A 16372-nucleotide genomic window follows, 5' to 3' on the forward strand; every position below is an offset into this window, starting at 1 on the left:
CCAGAATGCGCGACGGTGTTCACCTTTGAACAGCCGTCCCGCGAAAAGGGGCAGTTCAGCGCCGGGTGAGGCCCGTCACGAAGCGGGCGGTGAGGGCTGTCGGCGCGGTGATGGCGGTACCGACGACGACACTGTGCGCGCCGCGCGCCAGGGCCTCGGCCGCGTCCTCGGGGGTGTTGATACGGCCTTCGGCGACGACCGGTGCGTCGATCGCGGCGGCGAGAGCGGCGACCAGGTCCAGGTCGGGCCCGGTCCGCTTCGGCTGCCCGGGCACATAGCCGGACAGGGTGGTGGAGACGAAGTCCGCGCCGAGCCGGGCGGCGGTGACGCCCTCGGCGAGGGTGGAGACGTCGGCCATGACCAGCGCGCCCGCCGCGTGGACCGCCTCGACCAGCTCCGCGAACGTCGAGCCGTCGGGGCGCGGCCGGTCGGTGGCGTCCGCCGCGACGACGGCCGCCCCGGCCTCCGCGACCGCGAGGGCGTGCCGGACGGTCGGCGTGATGTAGACGCCGAGGTCGCCGTCCTTCCACAGCCCGACGACCGGCAGGTCCACGGCGGCGGTGATCGCGGCGACGACCTCCGGCTCGTTGGCCCGGATCGCCGCGCCGCCGCCGGCCGCCGCCGACCGGGCCAGCCGCACCAGCGTGGCGGTGTCCCGCATCGGGTCGCCCGGAGGCGCCTGGCAGGACACGATCAGCTTGCCCCGGAGGGCGGCGGCCAGTTCCTGTGCGTTCATCGAAGAGCTCCCGGGTGGTGGAGGGGACTGGTGAGGGTGAGGGCCGCCGCGCCGAGCACGGCCGCGTCGTGGCCGAAGAGCGGGGCGTGCGGGACGAGCCCGCGCAGCGGCGCCATCAGCTCGGCCGCGAAAGCGTCGCGCAGCGCCTCGGTGTACAGCGGCCCGATGCGCGGGACCCCGCCGCCGACGACGACGCGGTCGGGCCCGAGGGCGTTGGCGAGCCCGCCGAGCACCCGCCCGGCGGCCGAGGCGCCCGTGGTGATCGCGGTGACGGCCTCCGCGTCGCCCTCGGCGGCGCGCGCGGCGACCGTCTCCAGGCGGTCCACGGGCGCGCCGGTCAGCCGCTCGTAGTGGGCGGCGATCCCGGGCCCGGAGGCGATGACCTCCAGATGGCCGGCGGCCCCGCAGGTGCAGGGCAGCCCGGCCGCCTCCGGGCTCGGCAGGTGGCCCAGGTGCCCGGCGATGCCGGCCGCGCCGTGCACCATCCGGCCGTCCGCCGCGAGCGCGCCGCCGACGCCCGTCCCGATCGCCGCGAACAGCAGCGAGGCGTGGCCGCCGTGCTCGGCGCGCAGCGCGTCCAGCTCCGGGCCCGCCGTGGCGCGGACGTCGTTGTCGCAGGCCACCGCGTATCCGGTGCGGTCCGCCAGGCCGGTGCCCAGCGGGGTCCCGGCCCAGCCCCGGATCGCGTCGGTGGCGCTGGTGACCGTGCCGGTACGGGGATCGATCACCCCGGCCGCCGCGACGCCGAGCACGGACGCGGTGCGGCCGGGGTCGACCTCGGCGACGGCCGCCGCGAGCGCGTCGAGCACCGCCGCCGCGCCGCTGCGGGCCGGAGTGGGCCGGGAGCACCGGGCCGTCACCGTGCCGTCCGCGCCGAACAGCGCGGCGGCGATCTTCGTACCGCCCAGATCCAGACCGACGACCGGCCGCCGCTCCGGAAGCGCCACGGGGGCCGCCATCGCGGCCGTCGCGGGGCCCGTCGTGGGACCCGCCCCCGCAGCCGCCCCTGCGGCCGTCACCGGAGCCGTCACGGGGCCCGTCATGGGACCCGCCCCCGCAGCCGCCCCCGCGGCCGTCATCGGAGCCGTCACGGGGGCCGTCGTGGGACCCGCCCCCGCAGCCGCCCCCGCGGCCGTCATCGAACCCGCCCCCGCGGCCGTCACCGGAGCCGTCATCGGACCGGCGGCAGGCCCGCGTCGCGCAGCCGCCCGGAGACGTACGCGACGGACTCCGCCGACAGCTGGATCTGCGGGAACACCGTGTCGCCGCACTCGATGACCCCGAGCAGCTGCAGCGCCGCCTTGAACGAGCCGAGCGCCGACGAGCTGCGGCCCATGTCCGCCTCCGGGCCCGCGTCGACCATCGCGAACAGCTCGACCAACCGCTCCTGCTCCTTGGCCGCCAGCGACCAGTCACCGGCGCGCGCGGCTTCGTAGAGCCGTACGTAACCGGCCGGGTCGACATTGCCGATGCCCGGGACGACCCCGTCGGCGCCGGCCAGCAGGGCCGCGTCCACGGTCAGTTCGGAACCGGTGAGGATGCTGAAGCCCGGCACCGGTCCGTGCGCCCGGCCCTCGCGGCCGCCGAGCTCCACGACGAGCCGGCGCAGCCCGCCCTCGTCGCCGCTGCTGTCCTTGAGGCCGGCCAGCGTGCCGTCCTCGGCCAGTTCGCGGACCAGGGCGGCGGAGAGCTTGCTGTGCACGGCGACCGGGATGTCGTACGCGAACAGCGGCAGGTCCACCTCGGCGCGCAGCCGGCGGAAGTGCGCGGCGATCTCGCGCGGGTGGGTGCGGGTGTAGAAGGGCGCGGTCGCGACCAGGGCGTCCGCGCCGAGGCCGGCGGCGGCCCTGGCGTGCTCGGCGACCCGGGACGTGGTGGTGTCGATGACCCCGGCGAGGACCGGGACCCGGCCGTCGGTGGCGTTGACGACGGTCTCCAGGACCGTGGCGCGCTGCTCGTCGGTGAGGTAGGCGACCTCGCTGGTCGACCCGAGGGCGAACAGCCCGTGCACGCCGCCGCCGATGAGGTGTTCCACGAGCCGGGCGAGCGAGGCGGTGTCGATCTCCCCGTGCGAATCGAGCGGGGTGCAGACCGGCGGGACGACGCCGCGCAGCGGTGCGGGCAGGGACATAGGAAGGCTCCAGACGTGAGACGTAAGATGTCTTATGTCTGCGGTACCTTAATCAGACGCTCCTGCGAACGGTCAAGGGGCACCAGCACCTCGGGAGGACGTTGTGGCGCGGCCCACCATGGCTCAGGACATCGAGCGCAGGGTCAAGGAGCTCATCCTGGAGCGCGGCCTCGCCCCCGGCGACGTCCTGCCCACCGAGACCGAGCTGATGGACCTCTTCGAGGCCGGCCGGGTCTCCGTGCGCGAGGCCCTGAAGTCGCTCCAGGCGGTCAAGGTCGTGGAGATCCGCCGGGGTTACGGGACCTTCGTGGGCTCGCTCTCCCTGTCGCCGTTCGCCGAGGGCCTGGCCTTCCGGGCGGCCGTCCGCCACCGCCAGGGCGAACCGGGCCTGGCCGAGCTGATGAAGGTGCGCGAGGCGCTGGAGGCCGGGCTCGTCGGGTCCGTCGCGGCCGGCGTTCCGGAGGAAGACCTCGGCGTGCTGCGCGCGCTCGTCGCGAAGATGGAGGCCGAGGCGGCGGACGGCGGCCGGGTCGCCCGCGCCACGGACCGGGCCTTCCACCTCGCGCTCTACGCCGGGCTCGACAACCACCTGCTCAGCGAGGTGCTGGACGCCTTCTGGGCCGCGATGGACCGGGTGCGCGAGGACTTCGACGACGGCCACCAGGACCCGTGGGTCACCTGCCGCCAGCACCGCGAGATCGTGGAGGCGGTGGCGGCGGCCGACGGGGAGCGCGCGGTCCGGGCCATGCGCACCCACTTCGACGGCATCCGGGACCGGCTGACCGCGGGGTGACGGGGGCTCAGGGCTCGCCCGTGACCGCCCTGACCGCCATGCGCACCGCGCGCTCGGAGACCGCCGCGCAGTCGTCGCCCGCCTCGATCGCCGTCGTGGCGGCGTTCACGATGCCCTGGAGCAGGACCGCCGTGCGGCGCGGGTCCTCCTCGCCCAGCTCGGTGAGCGCCTCGGTCAGCGGCGTGAGCAGCGCCCCGTGCACCCGGCCCGCGCTCTCCCGTACCAGCTTCGCGTCCCGCACCCCCGCCAGCGCCCGCGCGATCCGGTGCTCACCGGTCCGCACCAGCTCGAGCTGCGCCGACACATACGCGGCGATCCGCTCCCGGGGCGTGCGCGCCGCCGCCATCCCGGCCTCGATGGCGTCCGTCCAGCGGGGCAGCGCGTCCTCGACCACGGCCGCGAAGAGCTCCGGCCGGCCCGGGAAGTACTTGTAGACGCTGTTGCGCGCCAGGCCCGTGGCCCGGGCCACCGCCGCGAAGGTGACCGCCTCCGCGTCGCCGCCCTCCAGCAGCTCGCGCGCCGCCCGCACCAGGGCCAGCCGCTGCTGGGCGTGGTGCTCGGCGACCGTGGCGGCGCTGATCCGGGGCATCCGCCCAGTCTAGAAGCCCCGCGCCCCCGTTGGACCGGCCCCCACTTAGGGACGGTGTGTCCCCATCATCTATGTTGGCGACGCACCGTCCCTAAACCGATACCCCGAAGGGAACCGCCGTGTTCCTCGCACTGCTGGAGCTGCGCGCCGCCCGAGGGCGCTTCGCGCTCATGGGCTCCGTCGTGGTGCTCGTCGCCGCCCTCGTCGGCATCGTCTCCGGTTTCACCACCGGACTCGGCGACGACACCGTCTCGGCCCTGCGCGCGCTGCCCGCCTCCCACCTGGTCTTCTCGTCCGACGCCCGCTCCGACCAGTTCGCCCGGAGCCTCCTCGACGCCAGGACCGCCGCCGCCTGGCGTACGGACGCGGGCACCGACGCCACGCCGCTCGGCGTCTCCATCACCCGCGGCACGACCGACCGGGGCGCCGAGGTCGACCTCGCCGCCTTCGGGGTCGAGCCGGACGGCTTCCTCAGCCCCGCCGTCACCGGCGGCAGCCGGCTCACCACGGCCGACGCCGGCACCGTCGTGATCTCCGACGCGCTCACCGACGAGGGGGTGGCCGTCGGCGACACCCTCGTCATCGACCGCCTCGGCGTCCGGCTCCGCGTCGTCGGGACCACCGGACGCCTGAGCTACGGCCATGTGCCCGCCGCCTACGTGCCGCTGAAGACCTGGCAGCGCATCCGGTTCAGCACGCCCGGCGCCCCCGCCGCCGCAGCCGTCCCCGACGAGATCAGCGCCCTGGCGCTGCGCACCCCGCCCGCCACCCCGGCGGCGGACCTGGACGAGCGCCACTCCACCACCACGCTCACCAGGCAGGAGGCGTACGAGGCGGCCCCCGGCTACACCGGGGAGCGCGTCACGATGACCTCGATCCAGGTCTTCCTCTACCTGATCGCCCCGCTCGTCGTCGGCGCCTTCTTCGCCGTCTGGACCGTGCAGCGCGGACCCGAACTCGCCCTGCTCCGCGCCCTCGGCGCCTCCCGCCGGCGGCTGCTCGCCCACACCGTCGTCCAGGCGGCCCTGGTCGTCGTGGCCGGCACCGCCCTCGGCGCCGTCCTCGCGGCGGCGGTCGGCCTGCTCGTCGGGGAGCAGGTGCCCTTCAGCCTGCCGGCCACCACCCTCGTCACCACCATGTGCACCGTCGCGGCCGTGGGGCTCGCCGGCACCGCGCTCACCCTGCGGCGGGTCACCGCCGCCGACCCGTTGACCATGCTGGGAGCCAACCGATGAACGCCCCGACGCCCCGCACGCTCGAACTGGACGGCGTCACCGTCTCCTTCGGGCGGGGCGACACCCGTACCACCGTCTTCGAGGGCCTGGCCCTCACCTTCGAACCGGGCGTGCTGACCGCCCTCGTCGGCCCCTCCGGCTCCGGCAAGTCCTCGCTGCTGGCCGTGGCGGGCGCCCTGCTGCGGCCCTCGGCCGGCCGGGTCCTGCTCGGCGGCGACGACCTGGCGGCCCTCACCGACGCCGGGCGCGCCCGGGTCCGCCGCGACCACATCGGCTACATGTTCCAGAGCGGCAACCTGCTCTCCGCCCTCCCCGCGGTCGAACAGCTCCTGGCCGCCGCGTACATCGGCGGCCGCAGTCCCCGCACGCACCGGGCCCGGGCCGAGGAGGCGCTGCGCGCGGTCGGCCTGGGGCATCGGCTGCGCCACCGCCCCGAGCAGCTGTCCGGCGGCGAACGCCAGCGCGTCGCCCTGGCCCGCGCGCTCTTCCTGGCGCCCCGGCTGCTCCTGGTGGACGAGCCCACCGCGGCCGTCGACCGGTCCCAGGCGGGCGAGCTGGCCGCGCTGCTGGCCGAGCGCACCCGCGAGGACCACTGCGTCACCGTCGTCGCCACCCACGACCCGGCGGTCGCCGAGGCGGCCGGCCGGGTCGTGGACATGGCCACGCTGACCGCGTGACGGGCGCGGCGGTTACGGCGTGACCGTCACCGTCGCGCTCCCCGACGCGGTCTTCCCGCTCGCCCGGTACGTCGCCGTCAGCCTCACGTCACCGGAGGCGCCGGCCGGGATGGTCACGGGGACCTTCACATTGGCGCCCTCGCCCGGCCCGGTCGCCGGGAACGCCACCGGCTTCGTCGTCCAGCCCGCGGGCACGGTCAGCTCGACCGTGCCCGCGTCGCGGCGGACGTCCATCCGGTTGACGACCCGGACGGTGATCTCGGCGGTCGTGCCCGCCTTCAGGGTGGCCGGCGGGGTGAGGGTGATGTCCGCGCAGGTGCCGCCGAGCCACTTCAGGTCGAACGAGGAGTAGGTGATGTGTTCGTAGTTCCCGCGTTCGTAGAGCAGCCCGAGCCGCCCGTCCGGGAGCCGGGTCAGCGTGGAGTAGGCGGCGGCGCCCGGGTCCACGACCTTCTTGATCGGCCAGGTCTTCCCGTTGTCGCAGGACATCTTGACCGTGAGGTTCTTGCGCGAGGTGGCCTCGGTGTTGCTGAACAGCAGCCAGGAGGACTGCGGGTCGGAGGCCGGCGCGTCGGGGGCGTACCGCATGACCGAGCCGTTGTTCGCCGGGTCGGGCAGCTCGGTGTCCTGGACGAACGGCGTGTACGTGACCCCGCCGTCCGAGGAGTACGCGACCGTACGGTAGGGCGCGGAGCGGTTGTTGAGCATGACCGTGCCGTCGTTCAGCTCGACGGTCTTGTTCTCGTCGCCGCCCGGACCGACCGGGGTGCCCATGTGCCACGTGTCGCCGTGGTCGTCGCTGTACGCGCTGACCGCGTAGTTGGCGCCGTTGTTCCGGATGGCGTACTGCTGGATCAGCCGGCCCCGGTGCGGGCCGTTGCGCAGCTGGATGCCCTCGCCGGACGAGGCGAACATCCCGCCCCAGGCGGGGTTCTTGATCTGCTGGGTGATCCGGCGGTGGGTCCAGGTGAGCCCGTCGTCGTCGGAGTAGCTGTAGTCGGCCTGGAGTACGTCCGGATCGGTCTCGTCGTTGCCGGTGGCCGAGCCGAAGAAGCCCTGGTTCTCACCGGCCGCGTAGAACAGGAAGATCCGCCCGGTGACCCGGTCGACCAGCAGGCTCGGGTCCCCGTAGCCCTTGGGCGCGGCGTCCTTGCGGACCACCTGCTGAGCCTGCCAGGTCGTCCCGCCGTCGGTGCTGCGCCGGAGCACGATCCCGATGTTGGACGGCAGGTCGCCCAGCGTCGGCCGGGCGTCGTACGCGGCGAGCAGGGTGCCCCTGTTCGACGTGGTGAGGGCCGGGATGCGGTAGTGGGGGGAGCCGACGCCGTCGACGGTCAGGTCCTGGGACGTGAGCGTGCCGGGGGCGGGTGACGCGGCCTGCGCGGTGCTGGTCGTGGTGACGACCAGCAGGGCGGCGCCGAGCAGGGCGACAGGGACGGTTCGCTGCATGGACGATCTCTCTCTCGTCAGGAGCGACCGGCCTGCCCCGATGACAGGCCGGTGAACAGGGAGGCCACCCAGGCCAGTTGCTCCCGCTGCTGGTACTCCGCGCCGCCCTCGTGGCCGTTGAACGGATAGACCCGTACGTCCTTGGGCCCGGCGTAGCCGTTGTAGGCGGTGAAGCAGGTGGAGGGCGGGCAGATGTCGTCCATCATCGCGATGGAGAACAGCGCGGGGGCCGTGGCCCGGGTGGCGTGCAGTGCGGCATCGAAGTACGCGAGCGTGGCGAAGACCTGCTCGGTGCGGTCGCGGTGCAGCTTGAGGTATTCGGCGATCTCGGTGTACGGGGGGCGCCCCGCGATCTCGGCGCCCCGGCGGACGTTGCACAGGAACGGCACGTCCGGCATGACCCCGGCGAGCCCCGGCACCAGCCCGGCGACGGCCAGCGCGATGCCGCCGCCCTGGCTGACCCCGGTCACCACGATCCGGTCCGGGTCGATCTCCGGGTGCTCCCGCACCGCGTCGACGCACCGCACCGCGTCGGTGAACAGCCGCCGGTAGTAGTACGTTCCGGGGCTCTCGACGCCCCGGGTCAGGAAGCCGGGCACCACGCCCGGAGCGCCCCCGTCCGGATCGGCGGTGGCTCCGCCGGCCGCCGCCCAGCCCTGCCCCCGGGTGTCCATCAGCAGGTGGGCGTGACCGGCCGAGGCCCACAGCAGGTTCTCGTGGGCCAGGCCCCGGCCGCGCCCGTAGCCCAGGAAATCCACCACGCAGCCCAGGGGTTCGGCCGCCCCGGCGGGCATCCGCAGCCAGCCGCGCACCGGCTGCCCGGCGAAGCCCGGGATCGTCACGTCGTACGTGCGGATCTGGGTGAGCCCGGTGCGTACCTCGGCGAACAGGGGCTTGCCGGAGGCATGGGCGCGGGCCTCCGCCAGGGTCCGGGACCAGAAGGCGTCGAAGTCCGCGGGGACGGGCAGCGGCGGCCGGTAGTCGCGGCAGGCGTCGAGCGAGAGGTCCGTCAACGGCATGGAGGTGCCCTCCTGGGGCGTGGCGCGGAAGGTGCCGGGGCGTGGAGCCTCGACATCAGATGCATGACGTCTGATGTCCTGTCGGCACACGGACCCTAGGCACCGCCCGAGGCGGCCGTCAAGGGGTGTTCCGGGACCGCCCGGACCCGCCCGGACCCGCCCGGACCCGCCCGGGACCGTCCGGGGCGGCCGGCCGGCCCGGCGCGGCGGCTCGAAGCGGCGGCCCGGCGCGGCAGTACGGCGCGACGGCTCAGCGCGGCGGCTCAGCTCCGGGCGCGGGCCTCGGCGATCCGCCGGCGCACGGGCGCGTAGTGCTCGCCGAGCGCCTTCATGAACCCGGTGATGTCACCGGCCCGCGCGGCGTCCACGATGTTCTGGTGGGCGGTGATCGTCTCGGTCTCGTCGGCCTGCGTGAACCCGTCCAGGTGCGGCGCGACGATCGTGTACACGTCCCAGAAGGCCATCGAGAGCTGGCCGATCAGCTCGTTGCCCAGCGGGGCCACGAGGAGGGCGTGGAAGGTGCGGTCGGCGTCCACGAAGCCGTGCCCCTCCTGGGCGCCCGTCTCGCGCATGGTGGCCACCAGGGCGTCCAGCGCGTCCAGCTGGTCCGCGCTGAGCCGCGAGACGATCCGGTCGGCCATCCCGCGCTCGAACAGCTCGCGCACGTCGACCAGGTCGGCCATGACCTGGAAGTCGTCGTCGGGGGAGAGGAGGCCCCGGAAGGTCAGGCTCTCCACGAGCGCGGACAGGCTCAGCCGGCCGACGTAGGTGCCGTGGCCGTGCCGGACGTCCACGATGTCCAGCGCGTCGAGGATCTTGACGGCCTCGCGGACGCTGGAGCGGCTGGCGCCGAGCGCCTCGCACAGCGCGGGCTCGGTGGGCAGCGGGTCCCCGGGGCGGAGCCGTTCGTCGAGGATGTACCGCTTGATGCCGTCCACGACTTCCTGCCGGAGCAGCTGCCGGCCGGCTTTCGTTCCGGACATATGTGAACTCCCCACCTCTTGACCCCTCTCGATTGTCAAGCTACGTTCCCACGCTATCAAGGCATCAGACATCTGACGTCTGATGCGAAGGGTTCCGCGGCCCTCGCGCGAACCCGCGCCAGCCCCCCGTCACCCGTCCCAGACGCCCCACCTCAAGTCCCTGGAGGACCCGTGCCCGAGCTGAGATCAGCCGGTGTCGAGCGCCGCACCTTCCTGCGTCACACCGGCGTCATCGGCGCCGCGGCCGCCATCACGGCCGGCCTGTCCGCGTGCGGCGGCCCGTCCTCGACCGCCAACGGCTCGACCGGCAAGGGCGGCGGCAGCGACCTCATCGAGGCCGGCCTGTCCTACCCGCTGTCGACCGGCTTCGACCCCATGATCACCTCGGGCGCGACCCCGTACGCCGCCAACATGCACATCTTCGAGGGCCTGGTGGACCTCGACCCGGCAACGCTCGTGGCCCGGCCCGCACTCGCCACCGAGATGCCGAAGAAGATCAACGCCACCACCTACCGCGCCACGCTCCGCGAGGGCGCGACCTTCCACGACGGCTCGCCCGTCACCGCCGACGACGTGGTGTTCAGCTTCGAACGCATCCTGGACCCGGAGAACGCCTCCCTGATGGCCCAGTTCGTGCCCTTCATCGACACCGTGAAGGCCGTCGACCAGGCCACGGTCGAGTTCACACTCAAGTACCCCTTCGCGCTCTTCCCGTCCCGCATCGCCGTGGCCCGGATCGTGCCGAAGAAGATCGTCGAGCCCGACCCCAAGGCCTTCGACGCCAAACCCGTCGGCTCCGGCCCGTACAAGTTCGTCTCCGCCACCCGCGAGGACAAGATCGTCTTCGAGGCGTACGACAAGTACAACGGCGCACACCCCGCCAAGGCCAAGAAGATGGTCTGGCGCCTGATGTCCGACCAGTCGGCCCGCGTCAGCGCCATGGAGTCGGGCCGCGTCCAGGCCATCGAGGACGTGCCCTACATCGACGTCAAGCGCCTGTCCGGGTCCGCGAAAACCGAGTCGGTGCAGTCCTTCGGCCTGCTCTTCCTCATGTTCAACACGGCCGACGAGCGGTTCGCCGACAAGCGGGTGCGCCAGGCCCTGCACTACGCCCTGGACACCGAGAAGATCATCTCCACCGCCATGGTCGGCAACGCCACCGCCGCCACCGGCTACGTCCCCGCCACCCACCCCGACTACCACAAGGCCGCCACCGTCTACACGCACGACGTGGACAAGGCGAAGAAGCTCCTGGCCGAGGCGGGCGCCAAGGGCCTCTCCTTCACCGTCCTGACCACCGACACCGGCTGGGTCAAGGACATCGCCCCCCTGCTCAAGGAGAGCTGGGAGGCCGCCGGCGTCAAGGTCACGCTCAGCATCGCCCAGTCCCCGGCCCAGTACGCGAAGATCGACAAGGGCGACTTCGACGTCCTCGTCGCCCCCGGCGACCCGTCCGTCTTCGGAAACGACGCCGACCTGCTGCTCCGCTGGTTCTACTACGGCTTCTGGCCCGAGAGCCGCTACGGCTGGGGCAAGTCCGCCGCGTACAAGAAGGTGCGCCAGACCCTCGACAAGGCCGCGCAGGCCGCCGACGAGGCGAAGCGCAGGGAGCTGTGGGGCCAGGTCACCGACCTCGTCGCCGACGAGGCAGCGCTCTATCCGATCCTGCACCGCAAGCTGCCCACCGCCTGGAACGAGAAGGCGCTCCCCGGCTTCAAGCCGCTGCCCACCACGGGCCTGTCCTTCCTGGACGTCAGCCGCGGCTGAGGGCTTCGTCAGCCCCCGCCCGAAACCCCGGTCCGGGACGTACGGCCACCCCACCCGGCGTCCCGGACCGGACCGCCCAACCGCAAGGAACCCGACGATGGTTGCTTTTCTCCGGCTCGCGCTGCGCCGCGTCGCGATGATGCCGGTGATGATCCTCGGCATCGCGCTGCTCGTCTTCGTGGTGCTGCAGTTCTCGCCGGTCGACCCGGCCTTCAACGCGCTCGGGGAGAGCGCCACACCCGAGGCCCGTGCGGCCTTCGCCGAGGCCAACGGCCTCAACGACCCGCTGCCCGTGCGCTACTTCCACTTCCTCGGGCAGCTGCTCCACCTCGACCTCGGCATGACCGTCCCGCCCAGCCAGCCCGTCGCCGACCGCATCACCGCCGCCTTCCCGCTCACCCTCCAGCTGACGGTCCTCGGCCTGATCCTCGCGATCGTCCTCGCCGTCGTCGCCGGTGTGCTCGGCGCGATGTACCGCGACCGCTGGCCCGACCAGCTCTTCCGGGTGCTGTCCATGGCCGGGGTCGCCATCCCCTCGTTCTGGCTCGGCGTCCTGCTCATCCAGCAGTTCGCCCTGAACACCCCCGTCTTCCCGACCGGCGGCTACACCAACCCCGCCGACTCCTTCAGCGGCTGGCTGCGCTCCATGGCCCTCCCGGCCATCTCGCTCGCCGTCCCCGTCGCCGCCTCGCTCGCCCGCCTCGTACGGACCTCGATGGTCGCCGAACTCGACCGCGACTACGTCCGCACCGCCCGCGGCAACGGCCTGCCCGTCCTCCTGGTGATCCGCTCGGTGCTGCGCAACGCGCTCGTCACCCCGCTCACCGTGCTCGGCGTCAAGGTCGGCTACCTGCTCAGCGGCGCCGTCGTCATCGAAGCGATCTTCGACCTGCCCGGCATGGGCAAGCTCATCCTCGAAGGTGTCACGGGCGGCGACGTCGCCCTGGTCCAGGGCACCGTACTGACCATCGCCATCGCGTTCCTGGTGGTCAACGTCATCGTCGACCTGCTCTACCTGCTGGTCAACCCGCGCATCAGGACGGTCTGACATGTTTGCCACCAGCCGGCTGACCACCAAGCTCTCCCGCCCCGGCATCGCCTTCCGCGCGCTCCCGGTCACCTCCCGCATCGCGCTCGGCGTGCTGATCCTCGTCGTACTCGGCGCGGTCCTCGCCCCGCTGCTCACCCAGAACCCGCTCACCACCGGAACCCCCGTCCAGGCACCGAGCGGCGACCACTGGTTCGGCACCGACCGGGCCGGCCGGGACGTCTTCGCCCGCGTCGTCCACGGCTCCCGCTACTCCCTGGTCATCGGCCTCGGCGCCACCGCCGTCGCCCTGGTCGCCGGCTCCGTGCTCGGCGCGCTCGCCGCCACCTCGCGCAGACTCGGCGACGAGTCCGTGATGCGCACCCTCGACGTGGTGATGTCGTTCCCGCCGATCGCGCTGGCCGCCGTCCTCGTCGCCGTCTTCGGCACCAGCGTCCCCGTCATCATCTTCACCATCGCCTTCGTCTACACCCCCTCGCTCGCCCGCGTCGTCCGCGCCAACGTGCTGTCCCAGTACGGTGAGGACTACGTCGCCGCCGAGAAGGTCATCGGCGCCCGGCGCGGCTACATCGTGCTCCGGCACGTCGCCGTCAACTGCATGGCCCCGGTCATGGTGTTCGCCACCGTCATGGTCGCCGAGGCGATCATCTTCGAGGCCAGCCTCTCCTTCATCGGCGCCGGAGTGCAGGACCCCGACCCCAGCTGGGGCAGCGTCCTCGCCTACGGCCGGCAGATCCTCCTGGCCGGCGGCTGGTGGGCCACCTTCTTCCCCGGCCTCGCCCTGCTCGTCACCGTCCTCGCCCTCAACATCCTCTCCGAGGGCCTGACCGACGCCTCCGCCGCGCCCGGGGCCGCCCGCCCCGCCGCACCCGCCGGCGCCACCACCGCCCCCGACCCCGTCGAAGCCCGCTCCACCGCGGACATCGACGCCGCCCTGGCCAAGCTCGCCGGGCGCGTCCACGCCCAGGAACCCGCCGTCACCCCGCTCCCCGAGGACGCCGCCGAGCTCCTCGTCGTACGCGACCTCGCCATCCGCTTCCCCGACCGCTACGGCACCACGCCGGTCGTGGACGCCCTCTCCTTCACCGTCCACGAGGGCGAGACCCTCGGCCTCGTCGGCGAATCCGGCTGCGGCAAGTCCATCACCAGCCTGGCCGTCATGGGCCTCCTCGCCCGCAACGCCGAGGTCAGCGGCGAGATCCTGTACCGGGGCCGCAATCTCCTGGCACTCCCGCCGAAGGAACGCCGCGCCCTGATGGGCCCCGAGATCGCGATGGTCTACCAGGACGCGCTCTCCTCCCTCAACCCCTCCGTACTCGTCGGCACCCAGCTCAGGCAGCTCACCTCGCGCGGCGGTACGAAGACACCGGCCGAACTCCTCGAACTCGTCGGCCTCTCACCCGAACGCACCCTGCGCAGCTACCCGCACGAACTCTCCGGCGGCCAGCGCCAGCGCGTCCTGATCGCCATGGCCCTCTCCCGCAGCCCCCGCCTGCTCATCGCGGACGAACCGACCACCGCACTCGACGTCACCGTCCAGGCCCAGGTCGTCGAACTCCTCGTACGGCTCCGCGAGGAGCTCGGCTTCGCCATGGTCCTCGTCTCGCACGACCTCGCACTCGTCGGCGACCTCTCGCACCGCGTCGCGGTGATGTACGCCGGACGGCTCGCCGAGATCGGCTCCACCCGCTCCGTGCTCACCGCCCCCACCCACCACTACAGCCGCGGCCTGCTCGGCTCCGTCGTCTCGCTGGAGGCCGGCGCCGACCGGCTGCACCAGATCCGCGGCGTCGTCCCCGCCCCCCAGGGCTTCGGCGCCGGCTGCCGCTTCGCCTCACGCTGCGGCGCCGCCACCGAACTGTGCCGCACCACCACCCCGGCACTCACCGCCCGTGCCACCGCGCGGGACCACGGCTTCGCCTGCCACCACCCGGCGAAGACCGCACAGCTGGAAGGGAGCGCCCTGTGATCAGGCTCGACGGCGTCCACGTACGCCACAAGGCACGCAGCGGAGGCGTCTTCCGCCGCGACGCCGTCCACGCCCTCACCGGCGCGGACCTGGAGGTGAGGCGCGGCGAGATCGTCGGCCTCGTCGGCGAGTCCGGCTGCGGCAAGTCCACCCTCGCCCGGGTCCTGACCGGCCTCCAGAAGCCCACCGAGGGCACGGTCACCTTCCACGGCCGCGACCTGTGGGAGATGACCGGCACCCAGCGCCGCCAGGACTTCGGCTCCGCCGTCGGCGTCGTCTTCCAGGACCCGTCCACCGCGCTCAACCCGCGCCTCACCGTCGAGCAGATCCTGCGCGACCCGCTCGACGTGCACCGCCGGGGCACCCGCGAGGCACGCACCGCCCGGGTCGCCGAACTCCTCGACCTGGTCGGCCTCCCCGGCCACACCCGCGCCGCGCTGCCCGGACAGCTCTCCGGCGGCCAGCGCCAGCGCGTCGCCATCGCCCGCGCGCTGGCCCTGGAACCCGAGCTGATCGTCGCCGACGAGCCCACCTCCGCACTCGACGTCTCGGTCCGCGCCCAGGTCCTCAACCTCCTGGTCGACCTGCGCGAGCGCCTCGGCCTCGGCATGGTGTTCATCTCGCACGACATCCAGACCGTCCGCTACCTCGCCGACCGCATCGCCGTCCTCTACCTCGGCCGCATCGTGGAGGAGGGCCGCGCGGCCGACGTCGCCGGCGCGCCCTCGCACCCGTACACCGAGGCACTGCTCTCGGCCACACCCAGCCTGCTGGAGAACACCGAGCGCATCGTGCTCACCGGCCCGGTCCCCTCGGCCACCAACCCGCCGACCGGCTGTCCGTTCCGCACCCGCTGCTGGAAGGCGGACGACGCCTGCGCCACGGCCTTCCCCGAGCGCACCGAGGGCCCCGGCGGACACCGCCACCACTGCGTCCACCCCCAGACCGACCCGACCCCCGTACCGTCCGCGAGGAGCACCGCATGACCGCCCGCACCGCCCGCTACACGGGAGTCATCCCGCCCGTCGTCACTCCGCTCACCGCGGACGGCGAGCTCGACCTCCCCTCGCTGGAGCGGGTCGTGGCGCACCTCCTCGACGGCGGGGTCGCCGGCCTCTTCGCCCTCGGCAGCTCCGGCGAGACCGCCTACCTCACCCCGGGGCAGCAGGACCGCGTCATCGAGGCCGTCACCGCGGCGGCGGGCGGCCAGGTGCCGGTCCTCGTCGGCGCCATCGAGACCACCACCAACCGGGCGGTCGAACGCGCCCGGCGCGCCGCCGAGCTGGGCGCCGACGCCGTCGTCGTGACCGCGCCGTTCTACACCCGCACCCACGCCACGGAGATCGACCGCCACTTCCGGGACGTCGCCGCCGCCCTCGACCTGCCGGTCCTGGCGTACGACGTGCCGGTCTGCGTACACAGCAAGCTCGACCCGGAACTGCTGCTGCCGCTGGCCGCCGACGGGGTGCTGGCCGGGGTGAAGGACTCCAGCGGCGACGACGGCTCGTTCCGCCGGCTGGTCATCGGCGCCCGCGGGCTGCCGGGGTTCTCCGTGCTCACCGGCCACGAGCTGGTGGTCGACGCGATGATGCTCGGCGGCGCCGACGGCTCGGTGCCGGGGCTCGGCAACGTCGACCCGCACGGGTACGTACGTCTGCACGAGGCCGCGGTGCGCGGTGACTGGACCGCCGCCCGCGCCGAACAGGACCGTCTGGTCGCGCTGTTCGACATCGTGCGCGCCGCCCGCCCGGGCACGGCCTCCGCCACGGCGGCGGGGCTCGGGGCGTTCAAGACCGCGCTGATGCTGCGCGGGATCATCGCCACCAACGTCATGAGCCCGCCGATGCGTCCGCTGGACGCCGAGGAGACGGCGGCGGTCGCCGCCTGCCTGGAGCGCGCCGGACTCGGCGCGGTCTGACGGACAGGCAGCACGGAAAACAAGAGGTCCGGCCGGACAGCTCAGGGCTGTCCGACCG

Annotated in this window: 15 protein-coding genes; 8 read left to right on the forward strand and 7 right to left on the reverse strand. The window is 73.5% G+C overall.

Annotated features, from left to right (window positions below; translation table 11 throughout):
* Window positions 1–55: 55 nt before the first annotated feature.
* From FKN01_RS08610 to FKN01_RS08620, 3 genes are all read right to left on the reverse strand, one after another.
* A complete protein-coding gene (locus tag FKN01_RS08610; protein ID WP_143618133.1) occupies window positions 56–736 on the reverse strand; it encodes an N-acetylmannosamine-6-phosphate 2-epimerase in 681 nt (226 codons plus the stop codon).
* The gene (locus FKN01_RS08615; protein WP_143618426.1) at window positions 733–1695 is read right to left on the reverse strand and encodes an ROK family protein; all 963 of its coding nucleotides are present in this window, start codon (window positions 1693–1695) and stop codon (window positions 733–735) included. Before FKN01_RS08615 ends, FKN01_RS08610 begins: the two co-directional genes overlap by 4 nt.
* A gap of 212 nt (window positions 1696–1907) precedes the next feature.
* Complete coding sequence (locus FKN01_RS08620) at window positions 1908–2867, reverse strand: dihydrodipicolinate synthase family protein (protein WP_143618135.1); 960 nt, start codon at window positions 2865–2867, stop codon at window positions 1908–1910.
* Window positions 2868–2970: 103 nt separating this feature from the next.
* On the opposite strand from FKN01_RS08620, the gene FKN01_RS08625 reads away from it, so the two are divergent.
* A complete protein-coding gene (locus FKN01_RS08625) occupies window positions 2971–3660 on the forward strand; it encodes a FadR/GntR family transcriptional regulator (RefSeq protein ID WP_143618137.1) in 690 nt (229 codons plus the stop codon).
* 7 nt (window positions 3661–3667) lie between these two features.
* Here the strand turns inward: FKN01_RS08625 and FKN01_RS08630 are convergent, their stop codons facing one another.
* A complete protein-coding gene (locus tag FKN01_RS08630; protein ID WP_143618140.1) occupies window positions 3668–4249 on the reverse strand; it encodes a TetR/AcrR family transcriptional regulator in 582 nt (193 codons plus the stop codon).
* 119 nt (window positions 4250–4368) lie between these two features.
* On the opposite strand from FKN01_RS08630, the gene FKN01_RS08635 reads away from it, so the two are divergent.
* Window positions 4369–5484, forward strand: coding sequence for an FtsX-like permease family protein (locus FKN01_RS08635; RefSeq protein WP_143618143.1), 1116 nt, complete (start codon window positions 4369–4371; stop codon window positions 5482–5484).
* Complete coding sequence (locus tag FKN01_RS08640; protein WP_143618145.1) at window positions 5481–6161, forward strand: ABC transporter ATP-binding protein; 681 nt, start codon at window positions 5481–5483, stop codon at window positions 6159–6161. The genes FKN01_RS08635 and FKN01_RS08640 overlap by 4 nt, the downstream gene beginning before the upstream one ends.
* 12 nt (window positions 6162–6173) lie before the next feature.
* Here the strand turns inward: FKN01_RS08640 and FKN01_RS08645 are convergent, their stop codons facing one another.
* From FKN01_RS08645 to FKN01_RS08655, 3 genes are all read right to left on the reverse strand, one after another.
* Window positions 6174–7610 (reverse strand): exo-alpha-sialidase, encoded by a 1437-nt coding sequence (locus FKN01_RS08645; protein WP_143618147.1) that lies wholly within the window; start codon window positions 7608–7610, stop codon window positions 6174–6176.
* Window positions 7611–7627: 17 nt separating this feature from the next.
* Entirely contained in the window at window positions 7628–8629 is a 1002-nt protein-coding gene (locus tag FKN01_RS08650) for an acetylxylan esterase (protein WP_143618149.1), read from the reverse strand.
* A 263-nt stretch (window positions 8630–8892) separates the two neighbouring features.
* Entirely contained in the window at window positions 8893–9612 is a 720-nt protein-coding gene (locus FKN01_RS08655; RefSeq protein WP_143618151.1) for a FadR/GntR family transcriptional regulator, read from the reverse strand.
* A 171-nt stretch (window positions 9613–9783) separates the two neighbouring features.
* On the opposite strand from FKN01_RS08655, the gene FKN01_RS08660 reads away from it, so the two are divergent.
* From FKN01_RS08660 to FKN01_RS08680, 5 genes are all read left to right on the forward strand, one after another.
* Entirely contained in the window at window positions 9784–11379 is a 1596-nt protein-coding gene (locus FKN01_RS08660; protein ID WP_143618153.1) for an ABC transporter substrate-binding protein, read from the forward strand.
* 97 nt (window positions 11380–11476) lie between these two features.
* Entirely contained in the window at window positions 11477–12427 is a 951-nt protein-coding gene (locus FKN01_RS08665) for an ABC transporter permease (RefSeq protein WP_143618155.1), read from the forward strand.
* A 1-nt stretch (window position 12428) separates the two neighbouring features.
* Entirely contained in the window at window positions 12429–14396 is a 1968-nt protein-coding gene (locus tag FKN01_RS08670; RefSeq protein ID WP_143618157.1) for a dipeptide/oligopeptide/nickel ABC transporter permease/ATP-binding protein, read from the forward strand.
* The gene (locus tag FKN01_RS08675; protein WP_143618159.1) at window positions 14393–15382 is read left to right on the forward strand and encodes an ABC transporter ATP-binding protein; all 990 of its coding nucleotides are present in this window, start codon (window positions 14393–14395) and stop codon (window positions 15380–15382) included. The genes FKN01_RS08670 and FKN01_RS08675 overlap by 4 nt, the downstream gene beginning before the upstream one ends.
* Complete coding sequence (locus tag FKN01_RS08680) at window positions 15379–16314, forward strand: dihydrodipicolinate synthase family protein (protein ID WP_143618162.1); 936 nt, start codon at window positions 15379–15381, stop codon at window positions 16312–16314. The genes FKN01_RS08675 and FKN01_RS08680 overlap by 4 nt, the downstream gene beginning before the upstream one ends.
* Window positions 16315–16372: the final 58 nt, after the last annotated feature.

The sequence above is a fragment of the Streptomyces sp. 130 genome (assembly GCF_007096885.1).
GTDB lineage: Bacteria > Actinomycetota > Actinomycetes > Streptomycetales > Streptomycetaceae > Streptomyces.